This window comes from Pseudomonas kulmbachensis (assembly GCF_963681935.1).
GTDB classification, from domain to species: domain Bacteria; phylum Pseudomonadota; class Gammaproteobacteria; order Pseudomonadales; family Pseudomonadaceae; genus Aquipseudomonas; species Aquipseudomonas kulmbachensis.
The window spans coordinates 167,412-184,195 of sequence record NZ_OY817088.1; the positions used below are offsets into that span (position 1 = coordinate 167,412).

Genomic DNA, 16,784 nt, shown 5'->3' on the forward strand with positions numbered 1-16,784 from the left:
TCCTTCACGGTTTTTCGATGCGGCGCTGAATCAAATTGATTACCAGCAGCAAAATGAAGGAAACCACCAGCATCATTACGCCAATGGCAGTGGCGCCGGTGTAGTCGTACTGGTCCAGCTTGACCATGATCAGCAGCGGCAGAATCTCGGTTTTGAACGGCATGTTACCGGCGATAAAGATCACCGAACCGTACTCGCCGACACCCCGGGCAAAGGCCAGGGCAAAGCCGGTCAGCCAGGCGGGCAGCAGGGCCGGAACCAGGATGTAGCGAAACACTTGCAGCGGCTTGGCGCCCAGACAGGCGGCAGCTTCTTCGATTTCACGCGGGATGTCAGCCAGTACCGGCTGCACTGTACGCACCACAAATGGCAGGGTGACGAAGGTCAGTGCCAGGGTGATACCCATCGGGGTGTAGGCGATTTTGAAGCCCAGGTCGGCGGCGAACTGGCCGATCCAGCCGTTGGGCGCGTACAAGGCGGTCAGTGCGATACCGGCCACGGCGGTCGGCAGGGCAAATGGCAGGTCGATCATGGCGTCGATGACCTTGCGCCCCGGGAAGGTGTAACGCACCAGCACCCAGGCCAGTACGGTCCCGATAACGCCGTTGATGATGGCGGCGACAAAGGCGGTGCCGAAGCTCAGTTGCAGCGCTGCCAGCACCCTGGGGGCGGTGATGATGGCCCAGAACTGGTCCCAGGTCAGTTGAGCGGCATGCACGAACATCGCTGCCAGTGGAATCAGCACAATCAGACTGAGGTACACCAAGGTGTAGCCCAGTGTCAGCCCGAAGCCGGGTATGACGGGGGAGATACGACGCGACATAAAAGTCCTTGGGTTAACGCACGAGGCCCGCAACCAATTGCGGGCCTGATGTTCTAGCTTTCAGCATGGCCTGATGGCCCGCCCCGCAGGTTATTGCGCCTGGTAGATCTGGTCGAACACGCCACCGTCATTGAAAAATTTCGGTTGCGCAGTCTTCCAGCCACCGAAGTCTTTGTCGATAGTCACAAGCTCCAGTTTCGGAAACTGCGTGGCGTATTTGGCAGCGACAGCCTTGTCACGCGGGCGGTAGAAGTTCTTCGCGGCGATTTCCTGACCCGCCGGGCTGTACAGGTGTTCGAGGTACGCTTTGGCGATCTCGGTGTTGCCTTTTTTCTCGGCGTTTTTATCGACTACAGCCACTGGCGGCTCGGCCAGGATCGACAGCGAAGGTACGACAATGTCGAATTTATCGGTGCCGCCATCTTCTTTCAGTGCCAGGAAAGCTTCGTTTTCCCAGGCCAGCAACACGTCACCTTGGCCGTTGTTGACGAAGGTAATGGTTGAACCGCGTGCACCGGTGTCCAGCACGGGGACGTGTTTGAACAAGGTTTTTACGTATTCCTTGGCTTTCTCCTCGTCACCGCCGTTGGCTTTGAGGCCATAAGCGTAGGCCGCGAGGAAGTTCCAGCGGGCACCGCCACTGGTTTTCGGGTTCGGAGTAATGACCGACACGCCGTCTTTGGTCAGATCGCCCCAGTCCTTGATGCCTTTAGGGTTGCCCTTGCGTACCAGGAATACGATGGTCGAGGTGTACGGAGTGCTGGCGTCCGGCAGGCGGGTTTGCCAGTTTTCCGGCAGGGTTTTACCCAGCTTGGCGATTTCGTCGATGTCACCGGCCAGTGCCAGGGTCACGACATCCGCGCGCAGGCCGTCAATCACGCCGCGAGCCTGTTTACCCGAGCCGCCGTGGGACTGTTGGATTTTGACGTTGTCGCCAGGGTGATTGGCTTTCCAGAAGTTGGTGAACTCAGTGTTGTAATCCTGGTACAGCTCGCGGGTCGGATCGTAAGAAACGTTTAGTAGTTCGTAATCTTTGGCTACAGCGGAGCCAGCAAAAATGGCACTGGCCAGCGCGGCCAAAGCGTAACGGCGTAGGGACATAGGTGAGGCTCCAAAGCATTTCTTAATTTTTATTAAACGCACTCAGATGAATGCGTTTTGAATGGTTCAGGCGTTTTTTTGACTCGGGTTCTGCAAGCGGAATTTCTCTTTGCGTTCGATCTGAACCACCTGAGCGTTGTGCACGGTGATTTCAACAGCACCAAAGCGCAGGTCTCGAAGCGCGCTCTGGATTTCCCGCAGAATGGTTGCTTCGTCCTGACCGTCAACGCTACGTAGAGATACGCTCATGGTGCTGCTCCTGAAATATGGGGTGCCGACAGGGATGCTGGCGTAGGGGCAATAGTAGTGAGGTGCGGATATTCTTAAAAATACTATTTAAGAATGTTTATATAACTGAAAGATCAAACAAGAGGCTGGGACAACTGTATGTAGCCGCTGCCGAAGGCTGCGTCCGGTTGCGAAGCGACCGTAAACTCTGCCCCCGGGTTTTGTCTGAAGCCCAGCAGTAACCGGTTTTACGACCGCTACGCGGCCGAACGCAGCCTCGTTCCTTCGGCAGCTGCTACGAATTACCCGGCATACAGGTGTTCTCGGACTACACTCCAAATGCCCTATCACGACAGGCTGTTATACAAAGGTGGGAACTGTCGCTGGACAGTCAGCGCGAGTGCGATCACCTTAGAGCGGCTGTCGTCTTTTCCTGCATAGTCTGGAGTCTTTATGTCGTTTACCCCTGAGTTGGTTGCCGAACTGGAAGTCCTTGCACTGTTTGACCTGGAAAGTACTCTTGAGGGCCTGAAAATCCATCAACATGCCGCGCCGGAAAAAATTGCTGCGGCGAAGCGCCTGTTTGAAAAAAAGCTGATTGATCAACCCGATGGCGGCTACCTGACAAGCCTGGGACGCGATGCTGCCCAAAATGTCCAGACGCTGCTGACGATCCTTGTTGAATCCAAAGAAATTGCCTGACACCACGTCGCGCCCACGGGATCTGAACGATCAATGATTCCGCGGGCACACTTATCTACACCCGCACTGAACGAGGGAGCCGAACGACAGGTTCTCCAGCAGATGCGTGGGCGCTTTTTGAGTGTCAATGAGGGCCGCCTGGCCCGTGCAATGGAGGGGCTGGCGCCACGCCAGAAAGCATTACTAAACCTCCTGGCGTTGTTGTTTCATGTGAATCACCCCCTCTTGCCCGGTTATGTGTCGGACTGTACCCCTGCCGGAGTCTCGGGTTATCAACCCGATGCACTTGCTCTGACGGAAGCCCGGCAGTTGATTCGGGGCTTTTCATGCAGCATGGGCAGCTCATGCCCTTCGCAGCCGATCCACGGCCTTTTTCTGATGGGTAGCCTCGGTACTTTGGCCCAGACCGATCAAAGCGATATGGACGTGTGGATTTGTCTCGCCCCGAACTTGGGCAATCAGGCACTGACGGCCTTGCGCAAGAAATGTCGGCGCCTGGAAGCCTGGGCAGCGAGTCAGGGCTGTGAGGCACACTTGTTTTTGATCGATGCTCAACTGCGCAACGACGAGGGCGGTGAGCCACGGCAGAGATTGTTGCTCGATGAGTTTTATCGCACGGCTATCTGGCTCGCAGGGCGTACGCCGATGTGGTGGTGGGTGCCGGTGGATGAGGAGGCGCGGTACGCCGAATTTGCTCAGGGGCTATTGGCCAGGCGCGTCGTGGGTGGCGACGAAACCATCGATCTTGGACATCTGGCGCATATCGCCCCTGACGAGTATTTAAGCGCCGGGCTGTGGCAGTTGTTCAAGGGTATTGAGTCGCCGTACAAGTCGCTGCTCAAGCTGTTGCTGATTGAGGTGTACGCCAGCGAGCACCCGCGAGTCAGTTGCCTGAGTCTGAGTTTCAAACAGGCGGTGTACGCCAACCAATTGGACCTTGATGAGCTGGACCCCTACCTGGTGGTTTACCGCCGGCTAGAGCATTACCTGATCGAGCGTGGTGATCTTCAGCGATTGGAGCTGGTTCGCCGCAGTCTGTATCTGAAGGTCGGTCACAAGCTGAGTGCCGTTGCAGCAGGTGTGCAGTGGCAGTATCTGTTACTGCAGCGACTGACCCGTGAATGGGGCTGGGATGAGCTGCACTTGGCAATGCTCGACAGTCGCTCGCAGTGGGAGGTGCAGCAGGTCAGTCATGAGTGCCGGGCATTGGCCCGTGAGCTGAGTGTCAGCTATCGGTTTTTGAGTCAGCTGGCTCATGTGGAGCAAGCAACCGCGCCGAAATAAAGCTGGGGCAGCGCTGCGCAATCGAGCGCTACCGCTGTGACATGACTGATCTGAACCTATCGCGGACAAGGTTTATGCGCTGAAGTCGCTTGCTGCTTTTGGCTGGTATTCAACTTCAAGCAGTTCCAGCTTGAGGGTTTTACCGCCTGGGGCTGGCCAGTTGATGTGTTGACCGACTTGCAGGCCCAGCAGCGCGCTGCCAACCGGTGCCAGAATCGAAACCTTGCCTGCGTCAGCATTGGCGTCTTTCGGGTACACCAGTGTCAGGTGGTAGTCCTTGCCACTGCTTTCTTCACGGCAATGCACTCGCGAGTTCATGGTCACAACGCCAGCAGGCACTTCTTCGTGGCCGACGATGGTTTCGGCGCGATCGAGTTCGGCTTGCAGTGCCTCAATGCCAGGAGTCGTTTCCGGCAAGCTGTCGATGAGTTGCTCCAGACGCTGTACGTCCAGGCGGGTGAGGATGAGTGGGGTTGGGGTGCTCATGACCTGGCAGACTCCTTTTTTCTGCACGAAAAAGCAAAACCCCGCCGGATAATGGCGGGGTTTTGACGAACCTCGTTAGTGCGAGGCGAACCCCGACACTACCACAGCAGAATAAATACACAAGCTGTGTGGGGTTTTGCTGTTTGCCCCTGAACTGATTGCAACTGGAGATTATTCGTAGCAGCTGCCGCAGCCTGCGGCAGCTGCTACGGGAGCATCTGGCGCAGTTGAGCCTGTTCACAGATTACCCGACGCCGCTGGTCGTCTGCCGAGCGCCACTCGCGGATATCTTCGACGTGGCGGAAACAGCCCAGGCAGACTTTGTGTTCATCCAGCCGGCAGGTGCTGATGCATGGGGACGGCACTGCCGGACTGACGTTGCTGTAGAGCGGTTTTGCAGGTTTAACAGGAGCGGTCACTATCAGATCTCTTCAAATTCCAGCTCTGCGCCAGCGTGTTCCAGGGTCAGGCGCTGAACCATTTCACTGAGCAACTCGTCGGTTTTATCGCACTTCCACGAACTGCGCTTTTCATCGTAGTCGAAGTGGAAACCGCCACTGGGTGCCGCCAGCCAGAGCTGAAGCACTGGCGCCTGCCGGCTGAAGATCAGGGCTTTGCCATTCTCAAACTTGACCGTCAGGATTCCGGCGGAATTCTCCACATCTACATCCAGATCACAGTCGTCGAAGATGTCTTCCAGATTTTCCTGGGTGGCATCGACCAGATCGTGAAAACGGGCTTCAGTCAAACTCATGGTGGAACCTCGTAATATCTAGTCATGCTCGGAGCTCGCAAGATACGGGCGCTCCAAGCCGATTGCAAACCCCATGACAGATGCCCGCCAACACTACTGATTATTCACACAGGCCCTTGCGCTTGGCGGCTCTGCTGCATAGGCAAGCTGGTAGGCGCTCGGTATACTCGGGCGCAATTAATGCTTTTCAAAGGATTTCGCCATGAAGCGCCTGATCTCTTCTATTGCTGCGCTCGTCGCGGTCGCCTGCCTTGTTTCTGCCTGTGGTCAAAAAGGACCGCTGTATCTGCCCGATGACAGCAAATCCCCTGAAGACCAAGCGAAGTCGTCGCAACCGCACAAGCACCAATAAGGGAACACCATGGACGCTTTTAATTACCGGGACGGCGAGCTGTTCGCCGAAGGTGTTGCGCTGACGGCCATTGCCGAGCGTTTCGGCACGCCGACTTACGTCTATTCCCGGGCGCACATCGAGGCGCAATACAACGCTTACGCCGATGCCCTGAACGGCATGCCGCACCTGGTCTGTTTCGCCGTCAAGGCCAACTCCAACCTGGGTGTACTCAATGTCCTGGCGCGTCTTGGCGCCGGTTTTGACATCGTGTCCCGCGGTGAGCTGGAGCGTGTGCTGGCCGCTGGCGGCTCGGCTGACAAGATTGTGTTTTCCGGTGTCGGCAAGACCCGTGACGACATGCGTCGTGCTCTGGAAGTGGGCGTGCACTGCTTCAACGTCGAGTCCACTGAAGAGCTTGAGCGCCTGCAAGTTGTGGCCGCCGAAATGGGCGTTCGCGCGCCGATCTCGCTGCGGGTCAACCCGGACGTTGATGCGGGCACCCACCCGTACATCTCCACCGGTCTCAAGGAAAACAAGTTCGGCATCGCCATCGCTGACGCCGAAGATGTCTACATCCGCGCCGCGCAGTTGCCTAACCTGGAAGTGGTCGGCGTCGATTGTCATATCGGCTCGCAATTGACCACCCTCGAACCTTTTCTCGATGCCCTCGACCGCCTGCTGGCGTTGATCGATCGCTTGAGCGATTGCGGCATTTACCTGCGTCACATCGATCTTGGTGGTGGTTTGGGTGTGCGTTATCGCGATGAAGAGCCACCGCTGGCTGGCGATTACATCAAGGCCGTGCGCGAGCGTATTGACGGGCGTGACCTGGCGCTGGTGTTCGAGCCGGGCCGCTTCATCGTGGCCAACGCAGGCGTGCTGCTGACCCAGGTCGAGTACCTCAAGCACACCGAACACAAAGACTTCGCCATCGTCGACGCGGCGATGAACGACCTGATCCGCCCGGCGTTATACCAGGCCTGGATGGACGTGACCGCGGTTCGCCCGCGTGACACCGAAGCCCGCGCTTACGACATCGTCGGCCCGATCTGCGAAACCGGTGATTTCCTGGCCAAGGACCGCCAATTGGCTCTGGCCGAAGGTGATCTGCTGGCGGTGCATTCGGCCGGTGCTTATGGCTTTGTCATGAGTTCGAACTACAACACCCGTGGCCGCGCCGCCGAAGTTCTGGTGGATGGCGATCAGGCGTTTGAAGTACGTCGTCGCGAGACCGTGGCCGAGTTGTTTGCTGGCGAAAGCCTGCTGCCGGAGTAATCCCATGTTGCTGCGTTTTACCAAAATGCACGGCCTGGGCAATGATTTCATGGTTCTCGACCTGGTCAGCCAGCACGCGCACATCCTGCCCAAGCACGCCAAGCAATGGGGTGATCGGCACACGGGCGTCGGTTTTGATCAATTATTGATCGTTGAGGCGCCGAGCAACCCGGAGGTGGATTTCCGTTACCGGATCTTCAACTCCGACGGCTCCGAAGTTGAGCAATGCGGCAACGGTGCGCGCTGTTTTGCGCGCTTTGTGCTCGACAAGCGTTTGACCACCAAGCGCCAGATCAAGGTCGAAACCAAAAGCGGCATCATCGAACTGAACGTGCGCAGTGATGGGCAAATCAGTGTCGACATGGGCCCGCCGCGTCTGGTCCCGGCCGACATCCCGTTTGTGGCCGACGCGCAAGCGCTGAGCTACGAACTGGATGTCGACGGGCAGACTGTTGAGTTGGCTGCCGTGTCGATGGGCAACCCCCATGCGGTATTGCGTGTTGACGATATCAACGCCGCGCCGGTGCATGAGCTGGGCCCAAAAATTGAACATCACCCGCGCTTTCCGGCGCGGGTCAATGTCGGTTTTCTGCACGTAATTGATCGTCAGCGCGGGCAACTGCGGGTCTGGGAACGTGGCGCCGGGGAAACCCAGGCCTGCGGCACCGGGGCTTGCGCCGCCGCTGTGGCTGCGATCAGCCAGGGTTGGATGGACTCACCGCTGATCCTTGATTTGCCCGGTGGCCGTTTGTCCATCGAATGGGCAGGTCCTGGCCATTCAGTGATCATGACCGGCCCGGCGATGCGTGTTTACGAAGGACAAGTCCGTTTATGAGCGAGCGCAACCGATGACCGACAAGACGCAGCCTTCAGACCTCGATGTACCTGTGGATAACTCGCAAGCAAGCACCGTTGCCGCTTATCTAGAGGCGCATCCGGACTTCTTCAGCCAGCGTGATGAACTGCTGCTGGCGCTGCGTATTCCGCACCAGCGTGGTGACACAATTTCGCTGGTGGAGCGCCAACTGGAGCTGTTGCGTGGTCGTAATATCGAGATGCGTCATCGCTTGTCGCAGTTGATGGACGTGGCCCGTGACAACGACCGCCTGTTCGAAAAGACCCGGCGCCTGAACCTCGCCTTGATGGACGCCACCAGCCTTGATGAGCTGGTGATTGCCGTTGAAGACAGCTTGCGTCATGACTTTCAGGTGCCTTTTGTCAGCCTGGTGCTGTTTGGCGACAATCCGATGCCGGTCGGGCGTTGGGTCAGCAGTGCCGATGCACAGCGTGCGCTGGGTGGTTTGTTGACTGAAGGCAAAACCGTCAGCGGCAGCCTGCGCGAGCATGAACTGGACTTTCTGTTTGGCGAAGAGCAGCGTAAGCAAATTGGCTCGACTGCCGTGGTGGCGCTCAATCACCTGGGCTTGCACGGCGTATTGGCGATTGCCAGTCGTGATCCGCAGCACTACAAAAGCACGGTGGGTACGTTGTTCCTCGGCTACATTGCCGAAGTACTGGGCCGGGTGTTACCGCGCTTTACCAACGCTCTGCGCTCGGTACGTTAGATGGAACGGCAACTGGACGCTTACTGCATTCACCTGCGCAGTGAGCGCCAGGTGTCGCCCCATACGCTGGAGGCCTATCGCCGCGACCTGAACAAGGTGCTGGCGTTCTGCGCCAAGGAATCAATCGCCAGCTGGACTGCACTGGATATCCAGCGCATGCGTCAATTGGTATCGCGTCTGCATCAGCAAGGCCAATCCTCACGCAGCATTGCGCGTTTGCTGTCGGCGGTGCGCGGGTTTTATCACTATCTCAATCGCGAAGGCTTGTGCGACCACGACCCGGCAAACGGTCTTGCCCCGCCCAAAGGTGAGCGCCGCCTGCCTAAAACCCTGGATACCGATCGTGCTCTGCAATTGCTGGAAGGGGGCGTCGAGGACGACTTTTTGGCCCAGCGCGATCAGGCCATTCTGGAGCTGTTTTATTCTTCGGGGCTGCGCTTGTCGGAGTTGACCGGGCTTAATCTGGATCAGTTGGACTTGGCTGACGGGCTGGTCGAGGTGCTCGGCAAGGGCAGCAAGACTCGCGTCTTACCTGTTGGTAAAAAGGCCCGGGAGGCGCTACAGGCCTGGTTGCCGATGCGGGCGCTGGCCAACCCGCAGGACGACGCCGTGTTCGTCAGCCAGCGCGGTACACGCCTTGGGCCGCGTGCGATCCAGGTGCGGGTCAAGGCTGCCGGGGAACGTGAGCTGGGCCAGAACCTGCACCCGCATATGCTGCGCCATTCATTTGCCAGCCACTTGCTGGAATCCTCCCAGGATTTGCGTGCCGTACAAGAGTTGCTCGGGCACGCGGACATCAAAACCACGCAAATCTATACCCATCTGGATTTCCAGCATCTGGCATCGGTCTACGACAGCGCCCACCCACGGGCCAAACGCAGTAAGGACAGTGAATGACGATTGAGCTGATTACTTTCGACCTCGACGACACCTTGTGGGACACAGCACCGGTGATTGTGAGCGCCGAAGCCGTATTGCGTGACTGGTTGATGGAGAACGCGCCAAAACTGGGCGTTGTCGAAGTCGGGCATTTTCAGGCGATTCGCGAGCGGGTGTTGAGTGAAGAACCCCAGCTCAAGCACCGGATCAGCGCACTGCGTCGGCGGATTCTGTTCCATGCGCTGCACGGCGCGGGTTACGAGAATGCAGCCGCGCTGGCAGATGATGCGTTTGAGGTGTTTATTGAGGCGCGCCATGCGTTGCACCTATTCCCGCAGGCTGAGCCAACCTTGATTGCGCTGGCCCGGGATTACACCTTGGGCGTGGTCACCAATGGCAACGCGGATGTGCGGCGAATCGGCTTGGGGCATCACTTCAAATTTGTGCTGTGCGCCGAAGACATCGGTATCGCCAAGCCGGATGCGCGCCTGTTTCACGAAGCCCTGCTGCGCGGTGGCGTGGCGGCGGGTGCGGCGGTGCATGTGGGCGATCACCCCGGCGATGATATTGCCGGGGCGCAATTGGCGGGCTTGCGTGCGGTGTGGTTCAACCCGGGTGGCAAGCACTGGGATGGCGACAGGGCCCCGGATGCTGAAATTGGCTGCTTGAGCGAGTTACCGGCAGTGTTGAAAGCACTTGGCTAGGGCCAGCAGCGCAGGCAATACGCTCCGTAGCAGTTGCCGAAGGAACGAGGCTGCGAAGCGGCCGTAAAACCTGAGATCCGAGTTTGACGGGTACACTGCAGTGTCTGATTTTGCGACTGCTTCGCAGCCGATCGCAGCCTCGCTCCGCGAGTCAGCTGCTACAGGGATTAGTGTTGTATTTGCATCACCCACAAAAAAACCCGCAGCGACGGCGGGTTTTTTCTTCAAGCAAACAGCTAACCCTTAGATAGGGCGGCTGCCGTACTTGTTGTCAGGCTTCTTGGGCGGGTCTGCCACCACGTTGGCCTCAACTTCCTGCACCTTGCCACCTTTGGACAAAAACTCTTCCATGGCGCGGGCCAGAGCATCACGCTCCTTGTTTTTGGCTTCTACGCTCGGCAGGTCATCGACTGACACTGCAGCCTTGGATTTGCCTTTGGCCGCAGGGACCGGAGCATCATCGCCACCGTCGTCATCTGCAACGTCCTCGGCTGCCGTTTCCAGGCCATCCTCGGTTTCGTCGTCTTCACCTACTTCGAGGTCATCATTTTCCAGATCGTCGTCGCTCATGTTCTACCCCATGACATACGTAAAGCAGATTAGTTATAGACCAGCTGTGGCAACTGTCGACCGCCGCTGGTGAAAAAGTAGCCTTGGGCAAACCGCGGCTTGCACCTCTTCAGCGTTGTAACGTGAAGAGGGCTTGACGAATACCGACATCATTACGGCGTCCGTCTGAATAAACACCTTGCCAGGCGCCCAGTGCCAGATGCTCCGGCAGCACGGCTCACGGGCCTTGAAAGCGTCGGGAGATCATCCTCGCTTTCGTCGTACTCGAGCATTGTTTTCTGCCCTCGGCGCGCATTCTAGCGTGCTGAAGAAAAAAGCAAAGCGGCTAATAGTCGAGTTGCGTCGCAAGTATTCTTCACTACAACAAGCGTAGAACTTGGAGACCCCCGTAACGTGTAGGGCAAATCATTTCATTACCGAGAATATCGCCTTATTACGGGCAAAAAAAAACCCGGCATGCCGGGTTTTTTTAGAGGCCAAATTACAGGTTGTAGCCCCGCTCGTTGTGCTGAGCCAGGTCGAGGCCCACAGCCTCTTCCTCTTCAGCCACTCGCAGGCCCATCACTGCATCCAGTACCTTGAGGATGATGAAGGTCACGATTGCGGTGTAGATCACAGTGAAGGCGACGCCTTTGAACTGGATCCAGACCTGGGCCGAGATGTCGGTCACTGCACCGAAACCGCCCAGTGCAGGTGCTGCAAATACACCGGTGAGGATCGCGCCGACGATGCCGCCGATGCCGTGTACGCCGAATGCATCCAGGGAGTCGTCGTAGCCCAGTTTGCGTTTGAGGCTGGTGGCGCAGAAGAAGCAGATCACGCCAGCCGACAGACCGATTACGATCGAGCCCATTGGGCCAACGGTGCCTGCTGCCGGAGTGATAGCAACCAGACCGGCGACCACGCCCGAGGCGATGCCCAGTGCGCTTGGTTTGCCGTGGGTGACCCACTCGGCAAACATCCAGCCCAATGCGGCGGCGGCAGTTGCGATCTGAGTGACCAGCATCGCCATACCGGCAGTGCCGTTGGCGGCAGCTGCGGAGCCTGCGTTAAAGCCGAACCAGCCGATCCACAGCATGGCGGCACCGATCAGGGTGTAACCCAGGTTGTGCGGAGCCATTGGGGTGGTCGGGTAGCCTTTACGCTTGCCGAGCACGATGCACGCCACCAGGCCAGCGATACCGGCGTTGATGTGCACCACGGTGCCGCCAGCGAAGTCCAGTACGCCCCAATCACCGAGCAGCGAGCCCGGGCCGCCCCAGACCATGTGCGCAATCGGTGCATAGACCAGGGTGAACCACACGCCCATGAAAACCAGCATGGCCGAGAACTTCATGCGTTCAGCGAACGCACCTACGATCAAGGCCGGCGTGATGATGGCGAAGGTCATCTGGAACGTGACAAACACGGCCTCAGGGAACAGCGCTGCCGGGCCAGTAATGCTGGCGGGTGTGATACCTGCCAGGAACGCTTTGCCCAAGCCGCCGATGAACGAATTGTAGTTAACGACGCCGGCTTCCATCCCCGCGGTGTCGAACGTGATGCTGTAGCCATAAATGACCCACAGAATGCTGATCAGACCGGTGATGGCGAAGCACTGCATCATTACAGAAAGAATGTTTTTGGAGCGCACCATGCCGCCGTAGAACAGCGCCAGGCCTGGAATGGTCATAAACAGCACCAAAGCGGTTGCAGTCAGCATCCAGGCGGTGTCGCCGGAGTTGAGGACTGGAGCAGCCACTTCGTCTGCCGCCATGGCCAGGCCAGGCATTACAACAGACAGCAGGGCTCCGAGCCCTGCGAATTTACGCAGAGTCATAGTGTTTTCTCCTGGGGCGTTGGGGTTTGGCGGCTTAGATTGCGTCGGTATCGGTTTCGCCGGTACGGATGCGAATAGCCTGTTCCAGATTGACCACGAAAATCTTGCCGTCACCAATCTTGCCGGTGTTGGCAGCCTTGGTTATCGCCTCGATAACCCGATCAAGATCCTTGTCGTCAATGGCGACATCAATCTTCACCTTTGGCAGGAAATCGACCACGTATTCCGCGCCGCGATACAGCTCGGTGTGACCCTTCTGCCGGCCGAAGCCTTTGACCTCAGTAACGGTAATGCCTTGTACGCCGATCTCAGACAGCGACTCGCGCACGTCATCCAACTTGAACGGCTTGATAATGGCGGTGACTAGCTTCATGAAACTTCTCCCGAATTGGTGGACTTGCCCCAGGAAAACAAACCCGGCTCAAGTCTAAGCGCAGTGTCTGGCTTTGTAACGCATCGTCAGCCTTCTTCAGGCTGTACAACGTGTGTAAGTCGCTGGTGACGAAAACACTCCTTGAACCACCTGCCGCACTGCCTTCGTCACAGCTACTGCATCAGTGCATGAGTCATGTATGTCTAAGCAGAAACCTTGCCATGTCTGGAAAAATCATTAATTACAGCGATTTAGCGGAAGTTGATGGCTTTTGGCCTGATTCGGCGGGTTGTTTGTGCTCGAAGATGGTGCGTAGGCTGTAGGGGCAATGCGCGAAAAATGTGCAGAAAGCCGTCGGCATTGAGCCCCGACACCCCGTGATACACTCGCTGCCATCAGTTTTAAGGACCTTATCCATGCTCGCGCCCAAAGATCTTCTCGATGCCCTCGGTGGCCACGCTTCACGTTTGTTCAGTGGCGAAACCGCGCTGCCGCGCAACGAAATCGAAAGCCAGTTCAAAGCTTTGCTGCAAAGTGGTTTCAGCAAACTGGATCTGGTGAGCCGCGAAGAGTTCGATAGCCAGATGGTGGTACTGGCCCGTACCCGTGCTCGTCTTGAAAGCCTTGAAGCCAAAGTGGCCGAGCTGGAAGCCAAGCTGCCGCCGACCGAATAACGCTCGAAGGCGGTGCACTTCATATGAACAAGGATGTTTTTGTATGTTGGTCATGAACCCGTTAGTGCCCGAGATGATCGTCTCGGATATTGCCCGCAGCCTGCATTTTTACTGTGGGGTGCTCGGTTTCAAAGTCGAGTACCAACGGCCCGAGGATCATTTTGCGTTCCTGTCGTTCCATGGCAGCCAGCTGATGCTGGAGCAGGATGACCTTGAAGAGTCGTCCTGGCGTGTCGGCCCGCTGGAGCCGCCATTCGGTCGAGGCATGAACCTTTCGATCAAGTGCCCGGACGCCCAGAGCCTGATCGCCCGTCTTGAGGTCGCTGGCCACAGCCTGCGCAAACCCCTCGAAGAGCGCTGGTATCGCAGCAACGATGTGTTGTTTGGCGAGCGCAACTTTTTGGTGCTCGATCCTGACGGCTATTTGCTGCGCTTGGCTGAGGACCTGGGGACCAAAGCGCTGGGAGAGTGAGTGTCAGGCGCAGTTGTGAATGGGTTCAACCTGCTCGCGAATCGTTGCGCCACGCTCGATTTCTGCTTTGCGCAGGTCGTAAGTGGTTTGCAGGTTCAGCCAGAATTCAGGCGTCGTCGCCAGGCAGATCGTACGCAGTGTTCCCATGCCCATTCACATCCGGTATCCATTCCAATCCTGCCCCTGGTTTCTGATTCGCGCAGGATGGGTTTTTTGCGAACTCAAGGAATGAGCCATGGCTCTGGCTATCGTTTACAGCCGCGCCCAGGTGGGTGTGGAGGCGCCTGTCGTTACGGTCGAGGCGCATCTGGCCAATGGTTTACCGGCGTTGACGCTGGTCGGCTTGCCCGAAACGGCGGTCAAGGAAAGTAAAGAGCGGGTACGCAGTGCGATTCTCAATTGCGCACTGGATTTTCCCGCTCGGCGTATCACTCTCAATCTGGCGCCCGCCGACCTGCCCAAGGACGGCGGACGCTTTGATGTGGCCATTGCCTTGGGTATTTTGGCAGCCAGCGGGCAAATACCGGTGGCTGCTCTGGAACAGGTCGAGTGTCTGGGCGAGCTGGCGTTGTCCGGGGCAATCCGGTCAGTTCAGGGCGTGTTACCTGCCGCGTTGGCGGCACGTGCGGCAGGCCGTACCCTGGTAGTGCCGCTGGCCAATGCCGAAGAGGCATGCCTGGCCGCCGGGTTGACGGTGATCGCAGTCGAACACTTGTTGCAGGTAGTGGCGCATTTCGCTGGTCGCGCGGTGATTGAGCCTTACACCGCCAGCGGTTTGCTGCACCTGAGCAAACCCTATCCTGATCTGATCGATGTACAGGGGCAGCTTTCAGCCAAGCGGGCATTATTGATCGCGGCTGCAGGCAGCCATAATTTACTGTTTACCGGTCCGCCCGGCACTGGCAAAACCCTGTTGGCCAGCCGTCTGCCCGGCTTGTTGCCGCCACTCACCGAGCAAGAGGCGCTGGAAGTCGCGGCCATTGCGTCGGTGGCCAGCCATATGCCTTTGAGCTGCTGGCCGCAGCGTCCGTTTCGTCAGCCGCACCATTCGGCCTCCGGCCCGGCTCTGGTGGGCGGCGGTTCAAAACCACAGCCGGGGGAGATTACGCTGGCGCATCACGGGGTGTTGTTTCTGGATGAACTCCCCGAGTTCGATCGTAAGGTACTGGAAGTCTTGAGGGAGCCTATGGAGTCCGGCTTTATCGTAATTGCCAGGGCCCGGGATCGAATGCGTTTTCCGGCGCGCTTCCAGCTGGTTGCGGCGATGAACCCCTGCCCCTGTGGCTATCTTGGGGAGCCCACGGGCCGATGTCGTTGTACCCCGGAACAGATCCAGCGCTATCGCAACAAGCTCTCGGGGCCGTTGCTCGATCGCATCGATTTGCATCTGACCGTGGCCCGTGAAACCACATCGCTCAACCCGTCGCTTGCCTCGGGCGAGACCACAGCCAAGGCTGCGGTGTTAGTGGCAGCAGCGCGTGAGCGTCAGTTGCAGCGTCAGGGCTGTGCCAATGCCTTTCTCGATCTGCCGGGTGTGCGCAGCCAGTGCACGTTGAGTGATGTGGATAACGCCTGGCTGGAGAAGGCCTGCGAGCGAATGACCCTGTCACTGCGCGCCGCACATCGGTTGTTGAAAGTGGCGCGGACATTGGCTGATCTTGAGCAAACGCCAAACATAGAACGCAAGCATCTGGCGGAGGCATTGCAGTATCGGCCTGTCAGCGGGTGATCAAGCCGGTTTACTTCAACCGTTGCACGGCCGGCAGTTCCATCGCCGCGACTTCGTGTTGCAAAAAGTCGCTAAGACGCCGCAAACGCTCGCCACCGGGGCGGGTCTTGGGCCAGACCAGGTAGTAATTCTCGCCGCTGGCCACGGCGGCCGCAAACGGCAGGCTCAGGCGGCCTTGGGCGACGTCCTCGGCAACCATCAGCAAGTCGCCCATGGAAATGCCGTAACCCCGGGCGGCGGCAATCATGCCCAGCTCCAGGGTATCGAACACTTGCCCACCCTTGAGTGATACTTGCCCGCTAAGCCCCATGCAGTCGAGCCAGCGCCGCCAGTCACGGCGGTCGGGCGTGGGGTGCAACAGTTCTGTGGCGGCCAGTCGTTTGGCGTCCCAGGGTTGGTCACCTTGCACAGTGGGCGCGCCGACCGGGATCAGCATCTCCGGGAACAGCAGCGTGGCCTCCCAGTCAGGTGGAAAGTGACCGTTGCTCAACAGCACGGCGCAGTCGAACGGTTCCTGATTGAAATCCACATTATCGATATCCATCCAGGCGCTGGTCAGTTGCACCTCGTTGCCCGCCTGCAGGTGACGGAAGCGACTCAAACGGGCCAGTAACCAGCGCATGGTCAGGGTCGAGGGGGCCTTCATGCGCAAGGTGTCATCTTCGGCGCGCAAAGTGGTACAGGCGCGCTCCAGGGCGGCAAAACCTTCGCGAACACCCGGTAGCAAAAGGCGAGCGGCTTCGGTGAGCTGCAGGCTGCGGCCACTGCGTTTAAACAACCGGCAGGCGAAATGCGCCTCCAGGGTTTTGATATGGCGGCTCACGGCGCTCTGGGTGATCGACAGCTCTTCTCCTGCCCGGGTAAACGAGCTGTGGCGAGCTGCCGCTTCAAAGGCACGCAAGGCATAAAGTGGAGGAAGGCTACGAGACATTGCGAATGTTCCTATGGCGCAACAGAAGGAGGCGCAAGTTATTAATCTTGGTATGAGTTTTAATCATGCCAGTGATCGTTT

Annotated in this window: 20 protein-coding genes and 2 pseudogenes; 11 read left to right on the plus strand and 11 right to left on the minus strand. The window is 58.2% G+C overall.

The genetic code is table 11. The features are described from left to right. Positions 1-4 precede the first annotated feature (4 nt). The 3 genes from cysT to oscA form a co-directional block, all read right to left on the minus strand. Positions 5-823 (minus strand): sulfate ABC transporter permease subunit CysT, encoded by an 819-nt coding sequence (gene cysT, locus U5A05_RS00830; RefSeq protein WP_261740420.1) that lies wholly within the window; start codon positions 821-823, stop codon positions 5-7. Between the two features lie 90 nt (positions 824-913). Continuing rightward, positions 914-1,924 (minus strand): sulfate ABC transporter substrate-binding protein, encoded by a 1,011-nt coding sequence (locus tag U5A05_RS00835; protein WP_261740421.1) that lies wholly within the window; start codon positions 1,922-1,924, stop codon positions 914-916. 66 nt (positions 1,925-1,990) lie between these two features. Next, the gene (oscA, locus tag U5A05_RS00840) at positions 1,991-2,173 is read right to left on the minus strand and encodes a sulfur starvation response protein OscA (protein ID WP_261740422.1); all 183 of its coding nucleotides are present in this window, start codon (positions 2,171-2,173) and stop codon (positions 1,991-1,993) included. Positions 2,174-2,605: 432 nt separating this feature from the next. On the opposite strand from oscA, the gene U5A05_RS00845 reads away from it, so the two are divergent. After that, on the plus strand, positions 2,606-2,854 hold the full coding sequence (locus U5A05_RS00845) for a TIGR02647 family protein (RefSeq protein ID WP_261740423.1): 249 nt from the start codon (positions 2,606-2,608) through the stop codon (positions 2,852-2,854). Between the two features lie 36 nt (positions 2,855-2,890). Then, positions 2,891-4,129, plus strand: a pseudogene (locus U5A05_RS00850) (class I adenylate cyclase); the annotation flags it as partial. A gap of 81 nt (positions 4,130-4,210) precedes the next feature. Here the strand turns inward: U5A05_RS00850 and rnk are convergent. The 3 genes from rnk to cyaY form a co-directional block, all read right to left on the minus strand. Then, positions 4,211-4,624, minus strand: a complete 414-nt coding sequence (gene rnk, locus U5A05_RS00855; protein WP_261740424.1) for a nucleoside diphosphate kinase regulator — start codon at positions 4,622-4,624, stop codon at positions 4,211-4,213. Positions 4,625-4,830: 206 nt separating this feature from the next. Next, entirely contained in the window at positions 4,831-5,049 is a 219-nt protein-coding gene (locus tag U5A05_RS00860) for a DUF1289 domain-containing protein (RefSeq protein WP_261742526.1), read from the minus strand. After that, positions 5,046-5,378, minus strand: a complete 333-nt coding sequence (gene cyaY, locus U5A05_RS00865; RefSeq protein ID WP_261740425.1) for an iron donor protein CyaY — start codon at positions 5,376-5,378, stop codon at positions 5,046-5,048. The genes U5A05_RS00860 and cyaY overlap by 4 nt, the downstream gene beginning before the upstream one ends. A 202-nt stretch (positions 5,379-5,580) precedes the next feature. Between cyaY and lptM the strand changes: the two genes are divergently transcribed. The 6 genes from lptM to U5A05_RS00895 are packed head-to-tail and all read left to right on the plus strand — an operon-like array spanning position 5,581 to position 10,135. Then, positions 5,581-5,730 (plus strand): LPS translocon maturation chaperone LptM, encoded by a 150-nt coding sequence (gene lptM / locus U5A05_RS00870; RefSeq protein ID WP_261740426.1) that lies wholly within the window; start codon positions 5,581-5,583, stop codon positions 5,728-5,730. Positions 5,731-5,739: 9 nt separating this feature from the next. After that, positions 5,740-6,987 carry a diaminopimelate decarboxylase gene (gene lysA / locus U5A05_RS00875; protein ID WP_321835250.1) on the plus strand — a complete coding sequence of 416 codons (1,248 nt, stop codon included), beginning with the start codon at positions 5,740-5,742 and terminating at the stop codon, positions 6,985-6,987. Positions 6,988-6,991: 4 nt separating this feature from the next. Beyond that, positions 6,992-7,822, plus strand: coding sequence for a diaminopimelate epimerase (dapF, locus tag U5A05_RS00880; RefSeq protein ID WP_094999749.1), 831 nt, complete (start codon positions 6,992-6,994; stop codon positions 7,820-7,822). Positions 7,823-7,835: 13 nt separating this feature from the next. After that, the gene (locus tag U5A05_RS00885) at positions 7,836-8,552 is read left to right on the plus strand and encodes a DUF484 family protein (RefSeq protein WP_261740428.1); all 717 of its coding nucleotides are present in this window, start codon (positions 7,836-7,838) and stop codon (positions 8,550-8,552) included. Then, the gene (gene xerC / locus U5A05_RS00890) at positions 8,553-9,449 is read left to right on the plus strand and encodes a tyrosine recombinase XerC (protein ID WP_261740429.1); all 897 of its coding nucleotides are present in this window, start codon (positions 8,553-8,555) and stop codon (positions 9,447-9,449) included. Continuing rightward, positions 9,446-10,135 carry an HAD family hydrolase gene (locus U5A05_RS00895; RefSeq protein WP_261740430.1) on the plus strand — a complete coding sequence of 230 codons (690 nt, stop codon included), beginning with the start codon at positions 9,446-9,448 and terminating at the stop codon, positions 10,133-10,135. The genes xerC and U5A05_RS00895 overlap by 4 nt, the downstream gene beginning before the upstream one ends. 243 nt (positions 10,136-10,378) lie before the next feature. Here the strand turns inward: U5A05_RS00895 and sutA are convergent, their stop codons facing one another. From sutA to glnK, 3 genes are all read right to left on the minus strand, one after another. Then, entirely contained in the window at positions 10,379-10,705 is a 327-nt protein-coding gene (gene sutA, locus U5A05_RS00900; RefSeq protein WP_261740431.1) for a transcriptional regulator SutA, read from the minus strand. A 481-nt stretch (positions 10,706-11,186) separates the two neighbouring features. Then, positions 11,187-12,524 (minus strand): ammonium transporter, encoded by a 1,338-nt coding sequence (locus U5A05_RS00905; protein ID WP_261740432.1) that lies wholly within the window; start codon positions 12,522-12,524, stop codon positions 11,187-11,189. Positions 12,525-12,558: 34 nt separating this feature from the next. Beyond that, positions 12,559-12,897, minus strand: a complete 339-nt coding sequence (gene glnK, locus U5A05_RS00910) for a P-II family nitrogen regulator (protein WP_002555808.1) — start codon at positions 12,895-12,897, stop codon at positions 12,559-12,561. 416 nt (positions 12,898-13,313) lie between these two features. On the opposite strand from glnK, the gene U5A05_RS00915 reads away from it, so the two are divergent. Then, positions 13,314-13,571: an accessory factor UbiK family protein gene (locus U5A05_RS00915; RefSeq protein ID WP_321835256.1), complete on the plus strand. Its 258-nt coding sequence runs from the start codon at positions 13,314-13,316 to the stop codon at positions 13,569-13,571. 43 nt (positions 13,572-13,614) lie between these two features. Beyond that, positions 13,615-14,043, plus strand: coding sequence for a bleomycin resistance protein (locus U5A05_RS00920; RefSeq protein ID WP_261740434.1), 429 nt, complete (start codon positions 13,615-13,617; stop codon positions 14,041-14,043). 3 nt (positions 14,044-14,046) lie between these two features. Here the strand turns inward: U5A05_RS00920 and U5A05_RS00925 are convergent. Continuing rightward, positions 14,047-14,172 (minus strand): annotated as a pseudogene (locus tag U5A05_RS00925) (HigA family addiction module antitoxin); the annotation flags it as partial. Positions 14,173-14,278: 106 nt separating this feature from the next. Here U5A05_RS00925 and U5A05_RS00930 point away from each other — a divergent pair. Next, the gene (locus U5A05_RS00930) at positions 14,279-15,772 is read left to right on the plus strand and encodes a YifB family Mg chelatase-like AAA ATPase (protein ID WP_321835258.1); all 1,494 of its coding nucleotides are present in this window, start codon (positions 14,279-14,281) and stop codon (positions 15,770-15,772) included. Between the two features lie 10 nt (positions 15,773-15,782). On the opposite strand, the gene U5A05_RS00935 is transcribed toward U5A05_RS00930, so the two are convergent. Continuing rightward, the gene (locus U5A05_RS00935) at positions 15,783-16,703 is read right to left on the minus strand and encodes a LysR substrate-binding domain-containing protein (protein ID WP_261740436.1); all 921 of its coding nucleotides are present in this window, start codon (positions 16,701-16,703) and stop codon (positions 15,783-15,785) included. Positions 16,704-16,784: the final 81 nt, after the last annotated feature.

Coding starts and splice junctions, on each gene's coding strand:
- lptM (WP_261740426.1), top strand. CDS start 5,581: ATGAAGCGCCTGATCTCTTCTATTGCTGCGCTCGTCGCGGTCGCCTGC.
- U5A05_RS00930 (WP_321835258.1), top strand. CDS start 14,279: ATGGCTCTGGCTATCGTTTACAGCCGCGCCCAGGTGGGTGTGGAGGCG.
- rnk (WP_261740424.1), bottom strand. CDS start 4,624: ATGAGCACCCCAACCCCACTCATCCTCACCCGCCTGGACGTACAGCGT.
- xerC (WP_261740429.1), top strand. CDS start 8,553: ATGGAACGGCAACTGGACGCTTACTGCATTCACCTGCGCAGTGAGCGC.
- glnK (WP_002555808.1), bottom strand. CDS start 12,897: ATGAAGCTAGTCACCGCCATTATCAAGCCGTTCAAGTTGGATGACGTG.
- U5A05_RS00905 (WP_261740432.1), bottom strand. CDS start 12,524: ATGACTCTGCGTAAATTCGCAGGGCTCGGAGCCCTGCTGTCTGTTGTA.
- U5A05_RS00915 (WP_321835256.1), top strand. CDS start 13,314: ATGCTCGCGCCCAAAGATCTTCTCGATGCCCTCGGTGGCCACGCTTCA.
- U5A05_RS00935 (WP_261740436.1), bottom strand. CDS start 16,703: ATGTCTCGTAGCCTTCCTCCACTTTATGCCTTGCGTGCCTTTGAAGCG.
- oscA (WP_261740422.1), bottom strand. CDS start 2,173: ATGAGCGTATCTCTACGTAGCGTTGACGGTCAGGACGAAGCAACCATT.
- U5A05_RS00885 (WP_261740428.1), top strand. CDS start 7,836: ATGACCGACAAGACGCAGCCTTCAGACCTCGATGTACCTGTGGATAAC.
- U5A05_RS00845 (WP_261740423.1), top strand. CDS start 2,606: ATGTCGTTTACCCCTGAGTTGGTTGCCGAACTGGAAGTCCTTGCACTG.
- dapF (WP_094999749.1), top strand. CDS start 6,992: ATGTTGCTGCGTTTTACCAAAATGCACGGCCTGGGCAATGATTTCATG.
- cysT (WP_261740420.1), bottom strand. CDS start 823: ATGTCGCGTCGTATCTCCCCCGTCATACCCGGCTTCGGGCTGACACTG.
- U5A05_RS00895 (WP_261740430.1), top strand. CDS start 9,446: ATGACGATTGAGCTGATTACTTTCGACCTCGACGACACCTTGTGGGAC.
- U5A05_RS00920 (WP_261740434.1), top strand. CDS start 13,615: ATGTTGGTCATGAACCCGTTAGTGCCCGAGATGATCGTCTCGGATATT.
- lysA (WP_321835250.1), top strand. CDS start 5,740: ATGGACGCTTTTAATTACCGGGACGGCGAGCTGTTCGCCGAAGGTGTT.
- sutA (WP_261740431.1), bottom strand. CDS start 10,705: ATGAGCGACGACGATCTGGAAAATGATGACCTCGAAGTAGGTGAAGAC.
- U5A05_RS00835 (WP_261740421.1), bottom strand. CDS start 1,924: ATGTCCCTACGCCGTTACGCTTTGGCCGCGCTGGCCAGTGCCATTTTT.
- cyaY (WP_261740425.1), bottom strand. CDS start 5,378: ATGAGTTTGACTGAAGCCCGTTTTCACGATCTGGTCGATGCCACCCAG.